We start from the raw sequence: 17745 nt of genomic DNA on the forward strand, positions 1-17745 counted from the left end.
AAGAGGAAAAAACGACTGTTTCCTCTTTGGAAACTCGGCAACTGCTCCTGCGTTGCTCTAATAACTTACGTCCTGTAAGAATCCTCGTCGTCCAGCACAACGAAACACTTTGATGGGAAAGGTGTAAACTTTAAACGCTCGTTATTACAACGAGCTTCATCACTAAATTTGAACGAAGCATAGGTCTGCTTTGGCAAAATGTCTGGATGAAACATTCAATCACAGCTATAGCCATCATGGATGATGGCAAAGCGCAGTGGCATGGGGACATGCCATCAAAGTGTTTGCTCGATGATTGAATTTTTCAGTAAGAATAACATTTTGCAGCAGCGCGGGAGAGTCCAGAGAGGGTTCGCGTAAACCCTTTCTGGGTGCCGTCGCCACTGCGACAATATAACTATAAAAAAACACCAAGCTATTAAGTATTTTTCTCGTTCAGTTACATTAAACTAAGAACTGTCTAAACTAACTTTTCTGCTGCTTGATCCAATCTTTCGTTAACTCTTCTAGTAATGCCATCGGCAAACTACCATTTTTTAACAGCTGATCATGGAATAAACGGATATTAAATTTATCACCGAGTTCCTGTTCTGCAAGAGCACGTAATTCACGGATCTTGATTTCACCAATTTTATAAGCCAAAGCCTGACCTGGCCAACTGATATAACGGTCGATTTGACCAATAACATCCGCCATACTCAAGGCTGTATTTTCCGCTAAATAATCAATTGCTTGCTGGCGTGACCAGCCTTTAGCATGCATACCGGTATCAACCACTAAACGGCAAGCGCGCCATGCTTCATAAGTTAAACGACCAAAGTCACTATAAGGATCCTGATAAAAACCGATCTCTTTACCTAAACGCTCAGAGTAAAGTCCCCAACCTTCACCATAAGCGGCGTGGTACAAAGTTTTTCTAAATTCTGGCATGTCCACTTCCTGCGCTATTGCACTTTGAAAATGATGGCCAGGTTCAGCTTCATGGAAAGTTAAGGCTTCAAGCGTATATAACGGCTGGCTTTTTAAATCTTTAGTATCTAAAAAGTAAGTACCTGAAGTCGTGCCACTACCGTCGGAAGCAACATAGTAAGCACCGCCATTTGGTGCGGGTTTAATATCAAAGGTCTGTCTTGGTAGTACCGAGAACCACTTAGGCAATTGTGCCGCCATTTTACGGGTAATATAACTGGCTTTTTCCAGCATATCGCGCTCAGAATCCGTATAGAACCTTTCATCAGTGCGTAAAAATTTAATAAAGGCTTTAAAATCCCCTTTAAAACCAACTTTATTAATAATCGCCTGCATCTCACCACGAATGCGTTTTACTTCATCTAGCCCTAACTGATGTATTTCATCTGCCGTCATATCTGTGGTGGTATAAAACTCGATCAAATATTTATAATAGTCTTTCCCCCCAGATAACTCGCTGATACCTACAGTTTTACGACAGTGCGGCATATATTCCTGAGTAAAGAAATCATAAAACTTCTGATACTCAGGAATCACTTTTTCTTTAATCAATGACGTAGTTTGTTCAGTAAAATACGCTTTATCCTGCTGCGAAAAGTTTGCTGGTAAGTTCGCTATCGGACCGTAAAAATCACTTTGAGTAACATCGTCAACGATATGCTTGCTGATCCCTTTATGGTAATTTTTAAAGGTTTCACAATAATGGGTATGACCTGCTTTAATCGCTTGTTTTAAATCAACAATATGTTCCTGATTATAACGTGGAAAATCTGCCAAACTGATTAAATAGTTCTGGTAATCCTTTTTCGTTAAAAAGGACATATTAGCTGGTGCACCAGCAAAATAACTGTGGAAGCCACTGTAATAAGTGAGCGGATAGAAATGATCCAGCTGCTGATAACTTTTTGCCTCAGTTTGACGCTCATATTTAAACAAACGATAAGTGACTTGCTCTTCAGGCGTCAACTGTTCCAACGCAATATTATCTAAGCGCTTTAGTAATTTGGTATTGTATGCCTGACGACGATCTCTGCCATGTTGTGACATTTCCGGCAATTTGCCATTCATGCGAAAAGCATCAGGATCTTTACGGAAAAATACTTGTTCTTTATTCGCAGTTTGCCAATGTTCTTGCAGCAATTGTTGTAAACGCTCACTGGCACTTAATTCAAAGGCACTAGTGACACTAGCACATAAGGTACTAACGCTAAGCACGAGCGACTTAATTAGGGTACGTTTCATTTCAACACCTGTTGTTATTTTAATTCGCTATAGTGTAATGAAAATAGCAAGGTTAAGTCTAATCACCAGTGAAAATTTCACTAGGATTATTGTCGCTAAATGTAAATTAATGAACCTGGGGTCACTTTATGCTAGTTTAAACACTTAGTAACAATAGTTAGATGATTTCCATGATTAAATTTTCTCGTGCAGGCTGGAACAATATTATTATTTTTGCCGTCATGGGCTTTATTTTATTGATCAATGCCACCCATGATAATGTTTTTACCAGCAGGACAAGCTTGCCGGAAAATCATTATATTTTAGGTGAAAATAGCGTTATTTTAACCCTTACCCTGAATCAACAAATCAAAGTTGAACGTATCGGCAACAGCTGGCGAGCTACCCCCCCCGCTCTTAGTGGTCAGGCGCTCGAGCAAATGATGTTAAGTTGGCAGCGGCTTGAGGGAGATAAGATTGCCCCTCCAGATAATATTGATCCACAGTTGGGACTGATCATCAGTATTGAAGTAGCAGGGCAGGCACAAGCTAACGTATTAACTTTACATATCGCAGAACAGCAATTATTGATTTATCACCATCAGGATAAACTCTGGTATGCCTTAGCCCTACCGATTTACCAACAACTTTTGCCAGAACAGCTCTTTAATTCCTAAAGCAACTTGATAAAAACAGCAGGATAACAACATGAAAAAATGCGCAATACTTTCCATGGACTGTTTAGATGATTTTGAAAGTTACGATACTCTCATAGAAGCGCCGTTATTAGCATTAGGTTGGCAAACGGAAACCGTTTCCTGGCGTAGTAAAAATGTTGACTGGAATAATTACCATGCGGTGATTATTCGTACCCCTTGGGATTATCAGGATGATGCGCCAGCGTTTCTCAGAGTGCTTGAACAGATTGAACAATCTTCCGCCCACCTAGAAAACAACCTCAATATAGTGCGCTGGAATATTGATAAAATTTACCTGCAAGATTTAGAAAAAAATGGTGTCACTTTAGTTCCTACACTTTGGCATCAGCGCTTAACTGACAAACAACTTACCTGTGATAACATCACTAGTTATTTTGCACAACTAAATTGCCAGCAGCTAATAATAAAACCTCGTATTAGTGCCAATGCCGATAATACTTTCTGGCTCAAGGAAAACGAGATAGCCGTAAAATTACCAGCAATCAATAGCGCATTTGCTAATCGCGACTATATGGTTCAACCATTTATGGAAAACATTATTACAGAAGGTGAGTACTCACTTTTTTATTTCAACGGACAATATAGCCATGCCATTCTAAAAACACCAAAAAATGATGATTTTCGTGTGCAAGAAGAACATGGTGGTCGATTGGCAGCCATAGCGCCGGAAGCCAAATTAGTTGAGCAAGCAACACAATGTCTTGATGCTATCGCCAAGCAGCATCAAATGCCTTTATACGCTCGGGTCGATCTTGTCCGTTTTGGCGAGCAATTTGCGTTAATGGAGGCGGAACTAATTGAACCTTCACTGTATTTTAATATGGATAATCAATCAGCTGAGCGCTTTGCTCAAGCTTTTGTCACCAGAATGAACCGACTCAGCCTTTAATAGAAAACAATTATGCCAGAATTACCAGAAGTAGAAGTATGCCGACTCGGTATCACCCCTCACATTCTAAACCAGCAAGTCATTAACGTGCAGGTGCGTCATAAACAATTACGCTGGCCAATACCTGACGAAGTACAGCAACTGGTAAATCACAAAGTGGAGGCGATTGAACGTCGTTCTAAGTACTTATTGCTGAAATTCTCCCACGGCACTTTATTATTACATCTTGGCATGTCAGGCACAGTTAGAGTTGTTGATAGTAGCGTCGCTGTAAAAAAGCATGATCATTTTGATTTAGTATTTGCCCACGGCAAAATATTGCGCCTTAACGATCCGCGACGCTTTGGCGCAGTATTATGGTTTGAACAACACATAGATCATCAGGGGATTTTAGCTAAACTTGGACCTGAGCCACTGAGCGATGATTTTACTTATGGTTACCTTTACCAAAAAGCACAAAAACGTAAAGTCCCCATTAAAACCTTTTTAATGAATAATCAAATCGTGGTCGGCGTCGGTAATATTTACGCTAATGAAGCCTTATTTCAAGCCGGTATTTTACCAACCACGCTTGCAACTGACATTAATGAACAGCGTTTTGATCGCCTCACTGACATCATTAAAAAGGTATTAGCGGCAGCAATTGAACAAGGCGGGACAACGTTAAAGGACTTTACCCAGTCAGATGGTAAGCCCGGCTATTTTGCACAAGAATTAATGGTATACGGACGCGCAGGCAAGCCATGTATGAATTGTAAGACATCGTTAGAAGAAATCCGACAAAGTAACCGTAGCTCGGTTTTTTGCCCCAACTGTCAAACGGATTAGCAAATAAAGAGCTATTCTTCTGCTGGCTTATCAATCGTTTGAATATCTTTAAACTGCGCTTTAGTTATTGGGTATATGGTTTTAATGATGCACTTAATTTCTGGCGAATCAACTGCCGACACCGAATCAAAACGCGCATGAAGGCTCGTATCATGACCACGATTCACTATGATAGTATGCGCCCAGGGAATATCATGGCAAAACCCAGACAATTCAATAAGATACCGACGCCTAGGTGAAGAGGAAAGGACAATAAAGTCATTACTTAAGCTGTTCCAACCATAAAATCGAAATGAATTAACCTGCTTAACAGAATTAAGTGCATTACTCACAATATATTCGCGCAACGCTTGATCTTTTTCCGCAAACGCCGACTTGTCATTGTGCGCACAAGCCGATAACAAAACGCTGAGTACTACCAGTTTTAAAAAGCTCATCATAACCTTCCTCAATCGAGTGATATCTTTATTATAAGCTAGTAGTTTACTTTGATAGTTTGGCTTCCAGAGCCTGTTTAACGACCGGATGAACAAACTGACTAACATCGCCATGATGCAAGGCCACTTCCTTCACTAATGTCGACGAAATGAATGAGTTTTCTTCTGCCGGCGTTAAAAACACACTCTCAAGCTTCGGATATAAACGCCGGTTCATATTCGCCAGCTGAAATTCATACTCAAAATCAGATACTGCTCGCAAGCCTCGGATCAAGACATTCGCCTGATGCTGTTTAGCAAAATCCACTAGCAGACCACTAAAACCAACAACAGTAACGTTCGCTAACTCTTTGGTGACTTCTTCAATCATGGCAACCCGCTGTGCTAAATCAAATCTGGGTTGCTTACTAGGGCTTGCCGCCACCCCAACAATAACCTGTGAAAATAACTGACTCGCTCGTTCGATTAAGTCAGTGTGGCCATTGGTAACCGGGTCAAAAGTGCCAGGGTAAATTGCTTTAACTGTCATTGTCTTACTATCATTCATTGATTAATAACCTTCATTGTAGTGCCGAGCTTAGGGCAATGACAACTAAGATAGTGTCAAAGGTGTTAAAGTATTTACTCGAAAAGACTTTTAATCCGATAAACATTGATAGTATTATAAGCAAATCGACTAATTAAACAGAAGTATAAGAGCATGAAAACTCGCGATAAAATAATTCAAGCCAGTATCGAGTTATTTAATGAACAAGGTGAGCGCAACGTTACCACTAATCATATCGCTGCTCATTTAGGCATTAGTCCGGGTAATCTTTATTATCATTTTCGCAATAAAGAAGACATTATCCTCTCCATCTACGAAGAATATGCCCGCAACCTGTTGTTAGAAACCTTCCCGCAAGTAAATCCTGAAATGAAGCCGTTAGATACGATTATCCTCTATATGGATGCAGTGTTTCAGGCATTAATGAAGTTTCGTTTTTTCTATGCGAACTTGCCGGTATTACTGGCCAAAAATCCGTTATTGCACGAAAAATATGTTGAAGTGCAACACACGATATCTAAACGTTTAAGTGAAATGCTGGTATCGCTCCGTGATGCGAATATGATGACCTTTGAGGATGACGAACTAGCAGATATCGTCAGTATTTTACGTTTGATCAATACTTTCTGGTTAAGTTTTTATCAAACCCAAACAGAAAATACCGAAATTAACGACTCAGTGTTTTTTGAAGGGGTATTGAAAATTTTGGTCTTGTTACGCCCTTATATCACAGCATCTGCTAAAGCTGACTTTCTTGAAGCACGCAACATGTATCAGCAACGTCATCAAGATGCGTTAAACGCAGCTTAAGATGCACCTACTGAGTTAATGTAGTATTAACTCAAATAGCCCTCCATCAGCTGTCGCCAATTATCAGGTTGCCAATGAAATTGCGAAAATTTAAGGCATTCCTTATTAAATGAGCGCAACAACCGGTCCATATTCTGTTGCTGCCACTGTTGTGCAGGTTTACGCTGCTCCCCCCGATCGAAATCAATTAGCCAAATTTTTTCCTGATCATCGATTAAAATATTATGAGCATTGAGGTCATGATGATAGATCCCTTGTTGATGGAATCGCTGAATACAATGTCCAATCGCACGCCAACTCGCTGCCGCTAATGTTTGTTCACTCAGCAATGCCACCAGATCTTTGGCGTGATTAATACGTTCGCTGATAATATCAGCTTGATAAGTCAAACCGCTCCGTGTAATACGGTAAGCTACAGGCTTAGGTGCCGGTAAACCTAATACCGCTAACTGACTTAATAAAGCAAATTCCTGTGCCGCTCGGGTCTTTTGATAACCAGTAAACAAATAACTGTCGTGTATAAGCTTACCAATTAACCCTCCTCGGTAATAATGCCTTAACACCCATTGCTGCTGTTGATGCTGAATAAAGTAGGTGGTGCCTCGTCCTTGTGCGGTACCGTTAACAGCATTACGCTGTTGCCAATAGTCGGCTTCAAACATTTGCGGTGTGAAATTTTTCACCTGATCGCTATCATAAAGGCAATAACAATTATCTTGTTGAAAAACTTTTTGCTGACAATAATTTACAATTAGTGGAGAGTTCAAGATAATACGGCCTAGTTAGTAATGTTATCCTTGTATATTGTGGTGATTCATTGAACCCGGGTCAATTAGCTCAAGTAAATAATTTATGTATTTTACGACTTTCCGCTATCGGAGATGTTTGTCATGCCGTTGCTATGGTGCAACAAATTCAACGGCATTGGCCAAATATTAAAATCACTTGGGTGATCGGAAAAATAGAAGCAGCATTATTACAGGGCTTGCCTAACGTAGAGTTTGTTATTTTTGATAAAAAGGCAGGCTTTACAGGCTACCAAGAGTTACGAAAAACGTTAAAAGGCCGTAACTTTGATGTGTTATTACACATGCAGGTAGCATTACGCGCAAGCCTTGCCAGCCTATGTATTCCAGCAAAAGTGAAAATAGGCTTCGACCATTTTCGCGCCAAAGAAGGGCAATGGCTATTTACTAATAAAAAAGTAGCGCCACTGAAAAATCCACATGTGTTAGAAGGCTTTTTAGGCTTTGCTCAAGCGCTTGGCGTACCATCACAACCACCGAGTTGGGAAATACCAATAGCTGATGAAGACATGCTTTGGGCCAGTGAAGCATTAAGCACATCAAAGCCCATAGCCGTACTTGCACCAGCTGCCAGTAAAGCAGAACGCAACTGGCACAGTGAAGGCTACGCGAAGACTGCTGATTATTTAGCCGAGCATGGTTTTGATATCATTATATGCGGCGGCCCAACCACTCAGGAAAAACTACTTGCTGAAGAAATCATTAGTCTCAGTAACCACCGGCTGCACAACTTAGTTGGTAAAACCTCGTTAAAACAATTACTGGCGATGTTAAAGCTCGCTCATCTGGTAATAGCGCCGGATACCGGACCCGCTCATATGGCAGTAACCGTTGGAACACCAGTGATCGGCTTATATGCCCATTCAAATCCGTTACGTACTGGCCCTTACCTTTATCAAGATTACGTTGTTAGTTGCTATAAAGAGTCAATTGAAAGACAGCAAAATGCCCCTCTTACAGAGCTTCCCTGGGGTATTCGCGCTAAAGGTAAAGATTTAATGCGGGGAATTACGTTTAATCAGGTTAAAGATAAAATTCAGCTGTTATTAAAAGAGCAATACCCAGAGCTTGCATTTTAATGTTTTACTAATGCTAACAAAGCCTGCACTGAATATTCACTCGCTCCTTGGTTAGCCTGCACGACATTAAATGCCTGTTGTCCTAGTTGCTCCATCATCTGTGGTTGCTGCAACAATTGATCGACCGCTTGAGTTAGCGCATCTGTCATTTGTACTCGCGAGTAAGAATCTCTGGTTGTTAATTGCATGATCCCTTGCTTCGCCGTCAATTGTTTCATCACCGCTCTGAAATTTTTCATATCATGACCAACAACAATCGGTTTTTTAAACAAGGCCGGTTCTAATGGGTTATGGCCGCCAATAGAAGAAAAACTACCTCCCATAGTAACAATATCTGCCAAGCCACATAACGGCAGCAATTCACCCAGGCTATCAATTAACCAAATATCATTTTCACTGGTCACCGGCCGCTCGGTACTACGCTTTATCGACTGAAAACCCTGTGCAAGACACAATTGATAAATTGATTCAAAACGCTCCGGATGACGCGGCACCAGCACCAATAAAAGTTCGGGATACTTAACTTTTAGTTGAGCAAAGCTGGCTAATACCAACTCTTCATCACCAGGATGTGTGCTGGCAACCAGCCAGATTTTTCTTTGTTTAGCAATAAATTGTGCTAATAGCAGGGCCTTTTTTCTGACCGTTTCACTAATATGTAGATCATATTTTAGGTTACCAGAAACCTGACATTTTTCAGCATCAGCACCTAAGGCAATAAAGTTTTTCTGATTGTCACTACTTTGCGCTAGTATTTGTTGAAAACTTTGCAAGCTTGGTTTTATCAACCAACTCAATTTACGATAACTATTGATAGAATTATCCGATAAACGCCCATTAATCAGCTGTAATATTATTCCTCGTTGGTGGCATTGCGCGATTAAATTCGGCCATAGTTCTGTTTCCATCAACACCACAGCTTTAGGGGCTAACGCTTTTAAAAACAACCAGCTACAAGGCCAGATATCTAATGGTAAATAACAATGTTGCACTCTGTCAGCAAATAACTTCTTCACTTGCGCCGAGCCTGTCGGGGTAAAGGTCGTGAAGGTGATAATTAGCTCAGGTGCCTGCTGTAGCAACAATTCAATATAACTTTTCAACGCAATCACTTCACCGACACTGGCAGCGTGGATCACAATACCGCCGATTTTAAAATCTGAATTAACAAACCCTAAACGTTCGAAAATACGATAGCGATATTGTGGATGGTTGATTGAACGTAAAAGTAATACCACTATCAGTACAGGTAATAACAGCAGCAATAAGATACGATAAAGCAATAAGCTAATAAAATAATGCACAAATAAAAAAAATCGTTAAGTTATCGCGCTAGTATACGTTATAGAAGAATAATACTTAAATAACGAACGACATAATCTGACAATAACGCAGATACTAGCCGTTAGTCGCAGATTACGTTACTCTAATAATGCACTAACGCTTGATAATTTAAGGAAATGTTTTGAAAAAGGCTCTCGCTATCTTCGGCAAACATCTCATCTACAGCGCTTTATGTTATCTAAGCTATGGTTCGTTATCAGCCCAGGTATTTGCCCAGCAGGCGAATACAACAGAGGCAACAACCGAGCAAGCGTCGGTTGATGTTAACCAAGTCAAATTTATGACCACGCAAAACTTTATGCTCGCCGGCAAATATTACGGCGGTAAAGAAGAACATGCAGGGGTGTTATTATTACATGATTGCAGTCACGACAGTGCTGATTATACCGAACTAGCCAAACAATTATCACGCCATGGTTTACATACTTTAGCGTTAGATTTACGCGGTTACGGGGAGAGTATTTCCGACGAATTTTCCCACCTGAAAATCAAACGTAATGCCAAAGAGATTAGCGTTTATCAATCAGAAGTCAGCCGATTAACCTCATACTGGCAAAGTGATGTTTTAGCCGCCTATAATTATTTACGTACCCGCATTAGTAATAAGCATGAAGTCGCTGTGATTTCAGCGGGGTGTTCTGCGGCACAGGCAATTTTTCTGGCCGAAAATATCCGCATCAACAGTTTTGTCATGCTCACCCCAACACTCAACTATATGGAAAAAGAGCATTTTAAAAACCTGATCGATATTCCTATTTACTTTATCGCTTCAGTGCACCACACAGACACCTATCAAACAGCTAAAGAACTATTTGAATGGAATGGGGAACGTCGCTCAACATTAAAACTATTTAAAGGCACCCGACAAGGCCAGTCATTATTAAAAGGTAACGCTTTTTTAGCTCAGGATATCGCTCTGTGGTTAAGCAATTCCCTCGCTCAGCGTCGTTAACATCAAAGCATTAGGGCGTATAACTTTTCAGTTTAATCTCAATGTTAAACTGAAAAATCATACGCCCTATTCTCCAGAGAATCGTTACCGCGTTGCTGATAACAGCAAGCTATAATGCCGATTCAACAATACGTTTCATATCTGTCATATAGCCACGTAACTCTTTACCGACAGCTTCGACGCTATGACTGCGGATCGCTTCATTCACTTCAATCAAACGGACATTATCAACACCATTAGAGCTTTCGTTTAGACCTTGACCTAAATCTTCCAAAGTTAACTGGCTAACAAAGTCTTTTAATAACGGCTGCGCAGCATGAGTAAATAGATAATTACCATATTCTGCAGTATCTGAAATTACCACGTTCATTTCATAAAGCTTGTTACGAGCAATACAGTTAGCAATCAATGGTGTTTCATGCAAAGATTCATAATAAGCTGATTCTTCGATAATGCCTGCCGCGACCATAGATTCAAACGCCAATTCAACCCCAGCCTTCACCATGGCGACAACAAAAATACCTTTATCATAGTACTCTTGTTCATTAATTTCTTGCTCACAATCTGGTGCTAATTCAAACGAAGTTTCAGCGGTTTCTGCTCGCCATTTCAATAAGTTAGCATCATCATTTGCCCAATCTTCCATCATAGTGGCAGAAAAACGACCTTCAATAATATCGTCCATATGCTTTTCAAACAGTGGACGTAAAATGCCTTTCAACTGTTCCGACATATCAAAAGCACGGATCTTTGCCGGATTCGACAAACGATCCATCATGTTAGTAATACCGCCGTGCTTTAACCCTTCAGTCACCGTTTCAATGCCATATTGTAATAATTTACGGGCATAACCAGCTTCAACGCCAAGCGCCAGTAATTGCTGATGACCTAATACCGCGGCAGTTTGTAACATGCCACATAAAATGGTTTGCTCACCCATTAAGTCCGATTTTACTTCGGCGATAAATGACGACTCAAGCACACCAGCACGATCACCACCGGTTGCTGAAGCATAAGCCTTAGCAATCGCCAAACCATTACCTTGCGGATCGTTTTCCGGATGCACAGCGATCAAGGTAGGCACACCGAAACCACGCTTATATTCTTCACGCACTTCGGTACCAGGACACTTAGGTGCCACCATCACAACCGTGATATCAGGACGAATTTGCATGCCTTCTTCAACAATATTAAAACCGTGTGAATACGCCAAAGTCGCACCATGTTTCATATGTGGCATTACCGCATTAACCGCCGAGGTATGCTGTTTATCCGGCGTTAAGTTTAGTACCAAATCTGCTTGTGGAATAAGCTCTTCATAGGTGCCAACAGTAAAACCATTTTCCGTTGCCCATTGCCACGACTGACGCTTCTCAGCGATTGCCGCTTCACGCAAGGCATACGAAATATTTAACCCTGAATCACGCATATTCAGCCCCTGGTTAAGTCCCTGGGCACCACAACCGACGATGACAATATTCCAGTCTTTAATAAAATTACAGCCATCGCTAAACTCTTCTCGCTTCATAAAGCGACATTTACCCAACTGGGCTAATTTTTCACGTAAACTTAAGGTATTAAAATAGTTGCTCATGCGGTTATCCTCAATCATCTGATGCTTTGCTCAGATGAGCTGCAAAAGAATGTTAACTTTTCTTCACTTGCACTTAGCTTAGCGCAATACTAATATTGCTTAAAATGATATATTTGCACCATTACGTTGCAAATTACGCAATAATCTTATCGAACCAGCATAGAAAGAGAGTTATTTTGGAGCAAAAAGCATTAACCATGTTTTGCCATTTAGCGCAAAGCCTGCACTTTGGTAAAACCGCTGAAGCACATCATGTCAGTCCGTCGACACTAAGTCGGGCAATTCAGCGCATCGAAACAGAATTAGGTTGCGAACTACTGATACGTGATAATCGTTCTGTCGCACTAACTGATGCTGGCAGGCAGTTTTTGCAATTTGCTCAGCAGCAACTTGAGCAGTGGCAATTATTGCAATTAGCGCTGAATGAAAAACAGGCACAGCTACAAGGCACACTGCATATCTTTTGCTCAGTAACAGCAGCATACAGTCATTTACCTCCGTTGCTGGAACGTTTTCGCCAACAGCATCCACTGGTTGAAATTATGTTAACTACCGGTGATGCCGCCGATGCTTTTTCACAAATACAACAACAATCCGTCGACATCGCCATCGCCGTCAGACCTGAAAACTTATCTCGATTATTTTATTTTCAACCTCTAGCGCAAATTCCACTCGCCGTGATTGCCCCAGTCATGGCTTGCCAAGTACAACAACAAGTCAAACAAACGATTATTCCCTGGACAGACATTCCAATGATATTGCCCGAACACGGCGTGGCAAGAAAACGTTTTGATTACTGGTATCGCCGGCGCCAGCAAGGCAAACCGCATATTTATGCCACTGTTTCCGGCCACGAAGCATTAGTGAGTATGGTTGCCTTAGGCTGTGGTGTCGGTATAGCACCCAAGGTAGTAGTGGAGAACAGCCCGGTTAAAGACCGAGTGCAGTATCTGGCAAATGTCGGCGAGATTGAGCCATTTGAACTCGGCATTTGCTGTTTAAATCAACAGCGTGAACAAAAACTAATACAGGCTTTTTTACAGGCGATTAACCCAGATTAAATCATTTATTTTAAACGTATCAGCTTAATGTGATTCTTGTTACAAGCGCTTTCCAGTGACATCAAATCAAGCTCCTGTTTATCCACAGGGCTGTACCAATAAGGGATTTCATAGACCATATCAATTTCCACAAATGAAAACTTGAATAGCTTAAAAAAGCTTTTGTGCTTATAAAAAACTTTTCTCACACCTACTAGTGATGTTACTTTTTTACCAGCAGTGATGGTTAAATTATTAAAATTGACACTAATATGCTTCGCTGAAAAATAATCTTTAATCAGATAAAAAACTGTTATCGGCGGAACTAACAATCCTACATAAATCAAAACAGTTCTTCTGAACATGGTCGGTTCATGGTGCCATGTTTCTGGTGGAAAAAATATGTAATCAGCAACAAACAATATACTCAGAATAATATAGGGTGATTTCACTAACCAAAATTTTTTATGATCAAATATTAACTGCATCCGCCTTGTCACTGGAAAATTTGACTAGAACATTTAGAGAGGGTATACCATAAATATTGCCAATTTCAATACATCTAGTTAAGCCGAAACGGCATCGGTTAAGTGCCGTAGTATGCGATCCATTGCCCGGTAAGATAACGCTTCAATCAAATGAGCATGCTGAATAACGCGTTCACCTTCGATATCAGCTAAAGTACGGGCTATTTTCAAAATTTTATGATGAGCCCGAGTCGATAAACCAAACTTTTCTACCGCTAGTTCAAGAAACTCATTATCGTCTCCACTCAGCCGACAATATTGCCTGATCTCACTACTGGTTAACTGAGCATTCGCTTTTCCCTGCCGGCGCAATTGCATCGTCCGACTTTGCTGCACCCGCTGACGAATTTGCCGACTGCTTTCATTTTTTTCCGGATGATGACTCCACATGCCTCGTGGCAAACGAGCCACTTCGACCTGAATATCAATACGATCGAGAAACGGCCCTGATAAACGATTAAGATAGCGCAAAACCTGCTCTGGCGTGCTGCGTTTATCATTGTAAAACCCGGTTGGACTCGGATTCATCGCTGCCACCAACTGAAACTGTGCCGGATAGGTTTGCTTGTGCAAAGCACGTGAAATAGTTACAGCACCAGACTCCATCGGTTCTCTTAACACGTCCAGCACTTTACGCTCAAACTCCGGTAACTCATCTAAAAATAACACCCCATGATGGGCTAACGAAATTTCTCCTGGTTGTGGCTGACTGCCTCCACCAACAAGTGCCGCAGATGAGGCGGTATGATGTGGAGCTCTGAACGGTCGGGTAAACCAAGACTGACTATCAATAGTTTGATGACTGATTGACTGAATTGCTGCAACTTCCAATGCTTCCTGATCAGTCATTTCAGGTAAAATACCCGGTAAACGACTGGCGAGCATGGTTTTTCCAGTCCCCGGAGGGCCAATAAACAGCAAATTATGTCCGCCGCAAGCAGCAATTTCTAACGCTCGCTTGGCTAATGGCTGACCAATAACATCCGCCATATCTAACTGATCGGTGAACTCCGGCTCTAAATTCTGCTTCGCCTCAACTAATGGCAAAGCTTGCTGTTTTAGCAAGTGTCGATAAAGTTCATTTAAATGACGAAGGGCAAATATTTTCGCTTCTCGCACCCAACTTGCCTGCTCAGCATTTTGATAAGGTAAAACCAAGGCACGATTGGCAGCACTAGTGGCCAACGCCATGGGAATTTCACCAATTACTGGGCGCAGTTCACCAGATAAAGCCAGTTCACCGGCAAATTCATAATGTTCCAAATCTTGCACCGGGATCTGCTCAGCAGCAGCGAGAATGCCTAACGCGATAGGCAAATCAAAACGACCACCTTCTTTTGGCAAATCAGCAGGGGCAAGGTTAATGGTGATGCGTTTAGCAGGAAACTCATAGCCACAGTTTATTAAAGCACTGCGCACTCTATCTTTCGATTCACGTACTGAAGTTTCAGGCAAACCAACAATATTAAAAGCGGGTAAACCATTGGCTAAATGAACTTCAACGGTGACTAAGGGCGCGTCTAATCCCATACGCGCCCGAGAATATACACGGGCAAGAGACATAAAATTCCATTTTTAATTCAATCCCTAATTCAACAGTGTAGCCAGCAAAAGCTGAATATGCGAACCGCCATAAGAAATATTCTCCGGCCGGCTTATAACTAAAAAACAATTCAACCAAGAAAAAACGCTAACAAAAAAACTTGCACTATCAATTAGAGCTATGGTACTAATTTAATAAGGCTGAAAAACAGCCAAAATTTTTAATAAAATTTCAGAGTTTCTGCATAAATAAAATGAAAAAATTTAGCCTAGTGATTATTAACATTCTCGTCGTGGTGATTATTCAATCATCGCGGGGTCGTTTGTTGAGCTAAATAAAACTCACTGAAAATATACAAACCCCCCGCTCCGAAAGGACCGGGGGGTTTTTCGTTTTAAGGTAACAACTAATTTGTTTTTAACATCTTAGACATAATCAAAGGAGCATACTAATTCAAAGCATTAACAAATGTTTTTGAATAGTTAACACAACAATGACTAACGAAGAGCAACACACCGGCGGTTCACTACTGTTTGAGGTAATGCAGCAACACGGCGTAACCGATGTCTTTGGTTATCCCGGCGGCGCAATTATGCCGATTTACGATGCCTTGTATGACAGTGAGGTCAACCATTTCCTTTGTCGACATGAACAAGGTGCTGCTTTTTCGGCGGTTGGTTATGCCAGAGCATCAGGCAAAGTTGGAGTTTGCTTGGCCACTTCTGGCCCGGGCGCAACGAATTTGATCACCGGCCTTGCCGATGCGTTAGCTGATTCAATCCCGGTTGTTGCCATCACAGGACAGGTACCGACGGTGGCGATGGGCTCAGACGCTTTTCAGGAGATCGACATCTTTGGCTTATCACTCGCCTGTACCAAGCACTCTTTTCAGGTTACCGATGTAAACGAATTAGAAAAAGTACTACATCAGGCATTTGCTATAGCGCTAGAGGGTCGTCAAGGACCAGTGTTAGTTGATATTCCCAAAGATATACAATTGGCTCCAGTCGTCAGTCAACATCAAGTACCGTCACGGTTGAAGAACAAAGTAAACCTGCCTCCTGCTAATGTTGGTTCAGCCATAGCGATGCTAAGTAAAGCAAAGAAACCGGTGATCTATGTTGGTGGTGGTGTTGGTATGGCAAATGCCATCGATGAGTTACGCGCCTTTATCGAGACGACAAATATGCCAAGTGTCTCAACACTCAAAGGCCTAGGTGCAATAGACCCAGAAGATGAAAATTATCTTGGTATGTTGGGTATGCACGGTACTAAAGCCGCCAATTTAGCAGTACAGCAATGTGATTTATTAATCGCCGTTGGTGCCCGTTTTGATGACAGAGTAACGGGAAAATTAAACAGCTTTGCACCACATGCCAAAATCATACATTTTGATATCGATACTGCAGAAATTGATAAGCGCCGTAAAGCAGATGCAGCAATTTTAGGCGATTTGAAAGTAAACTTGCCGGCACTGGCAATTCCGTTAGCAATAGCCGAATGGCAGCAATATTGTCAGCAAATGAAAAAGGAATTTGCCTGGCGCTATGATCATCCCGGTAACAATATCTTTGCCCCAGCGGTATTAAAAGCCATCAGCGATGCAATGCCGAAAAATACCTGCGTGACCACGGATGTTGGTCAGCATCAAATGTGGTCAGCACAACATATGACGTTTAATGATCCAAGTAACTTTCTATCTAGCGGTGGTATGGGCACTATGGGCTTTGGTTTACCGGCAGCGATTGGTGCGCAAATCAGTCGTCCGCATGACTGTATCATCGCAGTATCAGGTGATGGTTCATTAATGATGAATGTTCAGGAATTATCCACCATCAAGCGTTTTCAACTACCAGTCAAAATCGTGTTAATCGACAATGCAAAATTAGGCATGGTACGCCAATGGCAAGATCTGTTCTTCAATGGTCGTTTAAGTGAAACTGATTTATCAGATAACCCTGACTTTGTAGCGTTAGCACAAGCCTTTGATATTAAAGCAAAGCAAATCACACAAAAATCAGAAGTCTCCACGGCAATTAATGAAATGTTTGAACATGACGGTGCTTACTTATTACAGGTAAAAATTGATGCCAAAGATAACGTCTGGCCATTAGTACCACCTGAAACTGCCAACGATAAAATGATGGAGACCAACTAGCATGAATAATTACCAACTCATTATCCATGTTGATGACAAACAAGTGGTATTAGAGCGCATATTACAAGTAACTCGTTATCGCGGTTTTTTGATCAATGGCATCGAAGCTAAAGTAAATACTGGCACTCACATCGGGACAATTAATCTACAAGTTAGTAGTGAAAGGCCGATTGAACTTTTGGTCGATCAAATCAATAAGCTAATCGACATCAAAGATGTCTCCGTAGACAATAATGGCCCACGCTAAACCAGTGTAAAGAAGTTATACTAACAAGCGAGAAG

Annotated in this window: 17 protein-coding genes; 9 read left to right on the forward strand and 8 right to left on the reverse strand. The window is 41.3% G+C overall.

Annotated features, from left to right (window positions below; genetic code table 11):
• Nucleotides 1-465: 465 nt before the first annotated feature.
• Complete coding sequence (locus tag QQK06_RS08700; RefSeq protein WP_284244272.1) at nt 466-2211, reverse strand: DUF885 domain-containing protein; 1746 nt, start codon at nt 2209-2211, stop codon at nt 466-468.
• 170 nt (nt 2212-2381) lie between these two features.
• Here QQK06_RS08700 and QQK06_RS08705 point away from each other — a divergent pair, with 170 nt between their 5' ends.
• Genes QQK06_RS08705 through mutM form a run of 3 tightly spaced genes read left to right on the forward strand, consistent with a single transcriptional unit; the run spans nt 2382 to nt 4626 of the window.
• The gene (locus QQK06_RS08705; RefSeq protein WP_284244273.1) at nt 2382-2867 is read left to right on the forward strand and encodes a hypothetical protein; all 486 of its coding nucleotides are present in this window, start codon (nt 2382-2384) and stop codon (nt 2865-2867) included.
• A gap of 31 nt (nt 2868-2898) precedes the next feature.
• Nucleotides 2899-3798 carry an ATP-grasp domain-containing protein gene (locus QQK06_RS08710; RefSeq protein ID WP_284244274.1) on the forward strand — a complete coding sequence of 300 codons (900 nt, stop codon included), beginning with the start codon at nt 2899-2901 and terminating at the stop codon, nt 3796-3798.
• 12 nt (nt 3799-3810) lie between these two features.
• Nucleotides 3811-4626 (forward strand): bifunctional DNA-formamidopyrimidine glycosylase/DNA-(apurinic or apyrimidinic site) lyase, encoded by an 816-nt coding sequence (gene mutM, locus QQK06_RS08715; protein ID WP_284244275.1) that lies wholly within the window; start codon nt 3811-3813, stop codon nt 4624-4626.
• Between the two features lie 11 nt (nt 4627-4637).
• Here the strand turns inward: mutM and QQK06_RS08720 are convergent, their stop codons facing one another.
• Together QQK06_RS08720 and coaD are read right to left on the reverse strand one after the other, a co-directional pair.
• Complete coding sequence (locus tag QQK06_RS08720; RefSeq protein ID WP_284244276.1) at nt 4638-5066, reverse strand: DUF6491 family protein; 429 nt, start codon at nt 5064-5066, stop codon at nt 4638-4640.
• A gap of 43 nt (nt 5067-5109) precedes the next feature.
• Nucleotides 5110-5592, reverse strand: a complete 483-nt coding sequence (coaD, locus tag QQK06_RS08725; protein WP_284246597.1) for a pantetheine-phosphate adenylyltransferase — start codon at nt 5590-5592, stop codon at nt 5110-5112.
• A 171-nt stretch (nt 5593-5763) separates the two neighbouring features.
• Between coaD and QQK06_RS08730 the strand changes: the two genes are divergently transcribed.
• Nucleotides 5764-6420: a TetR/AcrR family transcriptional regulator gene (locus tag QQK06_RS08730; protein ID WP_284244277.1), complete on the forward strand. Its 657-nt coding sequence runs from the start codon at nt 5764-5766 to the stop codon at nt 6418-6420.
• 26 nt (nt 6421-6446) lie between these two features.
• Here QQK06_RS08730 and QQK06_RS08735 read toward each other — a convergent pair whose 3' ends face one another.
• Complete coding sequence (locus QQK06_RS08735; RefSeq protein WP_284244278.1) at nt 6447-7187, reverse strand: 3-deoxy-D-manno-octulosonic acid kinase; 741 nt, start codon at nt 7185-7187, stop codon at nt 6447-6449.
• 50 nt (nt 7188-7237) lie between these two features.
• On the opposite strand from QQK06_RS08735, the gene QQK06_RS08740 reads away from it, so the two are divergent.
• Entirely contained in the window at nt 7238-8305 is a 1068-nt protein-coding gene (locus tag QQK06_RS08740) for a glycosyltransferase family 9 protein (protein WP_284244279.1), read from the forward strand.
• On the opposite strand, the gene waaA is transcribed toward QQK06_RS08740, so the two are convergent.
• Nucleotides 8302-9609: a lipid IV(A) 3-deoxy-D-manno-octulosonic acid transferase gene (waaA, locus tag QQK06_RS08745; protein ID WP_284244280.1), complete on the reverse strand. Its 1308-nt coding sequence runs from the start codon at nt 9607-9609 to the stop codon at nt 8302-8304. The two genes, QQK06_RS08740 and waaA, sit on opposite strands and share 4 nt — an antisense overlap.
• A 161-nt stretch (nt 9610-9770) precedes the next feature.
• On the opposite strand from waaA, the gene QQK06_RS08750 reads away from it, so the two are divergent.
• Nucleotides 9771-10601 (forward strand): alpha/beta hydrolase family protein, encoded by an 831-nt coding sequence (locus QQK06_RS08750; RefSeq protein ID WP_284244281.1) that lies wholly within the window; start codon nt 9771-9773, stop codon nt 10599-10601.
• 109 nt (nt 10602-10710) lie between these two features.
• Here QQK06_RS08750 and ilvC read toward each other — a convergent pair whose 3' ends face one another.
• On the reverse strand, nt 10711-12195 hold the full coding sequence (ilvC, locus tag QQK06_RS08755) for a ketol-acid reductoisomerase (protein WP_284244282.1): 1485 nt from the start codon (nt 12193-12195) through the stop codon (nt 10711-10713).
• A 176-nt stretch (nt 12196-12371) separates the two neighbouring features.
• Here ilvC and ilvY point away from each other — a divergent pair, with 176 nt between their 5' ends.
• Nucleotides 12372-13256 (forward strand): HTH-type transcriptional activator IlvY, encoded by an 885-nt coding sequence (gene ilvY, locus QQK06_RS08760; RefSeq protein ID WP_284244283.1) that lies wholly within the window; start codon nt 12372-12374, stop codon nt 13254-13256.
• Between the two features lie 5 nt (nt 13257-13261).
• On the opposite strand, the gene QQK06_RS08765 is transcribed toward ilvY, so the two are convergent.
• Together QQK06_RS08765 and QQK06_RS08770 are read right to left on the reverse strand one after the other, a co-directional pair.
• Entirely contained in the window at nt 13262-13723 is a 462-nt protein-coding gene (locus QQK06_RS08765) for a hypothetical protein (RefSeq protein WP_284244284.1), read from the reverse strand.
• A gap of 78 nt (nt 13724-13801) precedes the next feature.
• The gene (locus tag QQK06_RS08770) at nt 13802-15325 is read right to left on the reverse strand and encodes a YifB family Mg chelatase-like AAA ATPase (protein WP_284244285.1); all 1524 of its coding nucleotides are present in this window, start codon (nt 15323-15325) and stop codon (nt 13802-13804) included.
• Between the two features lie 473 nt (nt 15326-15798).
• Between QQK06_RS08770 and ilvG the strand changes: the two genes are divergently transcribed.
• Nucleotides 15799-17463: an acetolactate synthase 2 catalytic subunit gene (ilvG, locus tag QQK06_RS08775; protein WP_284244286.1), complete on the forward strand. Its 1665-nt coding sequence runs from the start codon at nt 15799-15801 to the stop codon at nt 17461-17463.
• A 1-nt stretch (nt 17464) separates the two neighbouring features.
• Complete coding sequence (gene ilvM, locus QQK06_RS08780; RefSeq protein ID WP_284244287.1) at nt 17465-17710, forward strand: acetolactate synthase 2 small subunit; 246 nt, start codon at nt 17465-17467, stop codon at nt 17708-17710.
• Nucleotides 17711-17745 lie beyond the last annotated feature (35 nt).

The sequence above is a fragment of the Thalassotalea insulae genome (assembly GCF_030161395.1).
Classification (GTDB): Bacteria; Pseudomonadota; Gammaproteobacteria; order Enterobacterales; family Alteromonadaceae; genus Thalassotalea_E; species Thalassotalea_E insulae.

Coding starts and splice junctions, on each gene's coding strand:
- QQK06_RS08700 (WP_284244272.1), bottom strand. CDS start 2,211: ATGAAACGTACCCTAATTAAGTCGCTCGTGCTTAGCGTTAGTACCTTA.
- QQK06_RS08705 (WP_284244273.1), top strand. CDS start 2,382: ATGATTAAATTTTCTCGTGCAGGCTGGAACAATATTATTATTTTTGCC.
- QQK06_RS08710 (WP_284244274.1), top strand. CDS start 2,899: ATGAAAAAATGCGCAATACTTTCCATGGACTGTTTAGATGATTTTGAA.
- mutM (WP_284244275.1), top strand. CDS start 3,811: ATGCCAGAATTACCAGAAGTAGAAGTATGCCGACTCGGTATCACCCCT.
- QQK06_RS08720 (WP_284244276.1), bottom strand. CDS start 5,066: ATGATGAGCTTTTTAAAACTGGTAGTACTCAGCGTTTTGTTATCGGCT.
- coaD (WP_284246597.1), bottom strand. CDS start 5,592: ATGACAGTTAAAGCAATTTACCCTGGCACTTTTGACCCGGTTACCAAT.
- QQK06_RS08730 (WP_284244277.1), top strand. CDS start 5,764: ATGAAAACTCGCGATAAAATAATTCAAGCCAGTATCGAGTTATTTAAT.
- ilvC (WP_284244282.1), bottom strand. CDS start 12,195: ATGAGCAACTATTTTAATACCTTAAGTTTACGTGAAAAATTAGCCCAG.
- QQK06_RS08765 (WP_284244284.1), bottom strand. CDS start 13,723: ATGCAGTTAATATTTGATCATAAAAAATTTTGGTTAGTGAAATCACCC.
- QQK06_RS08770 (WP_284244285.1), bottom strand. CDS start 15,325: ATGTCTCTTGCCCGTGTATATTCTCGGGCGCGTATGGGATTAGACGCG.
- ilvG (WP_284244286.1), top strand. CDS start 15,799: ATGACTAACGAAGAGCAACACACCGGCGGTTCACTACTGTTTGAGGTA.
- ilvM (WP_284244287.1), top strand. CDS start 17,465: ATGAATAATTACCAACTCATTATCCATGTTGATGACAAACAAGTGGTA.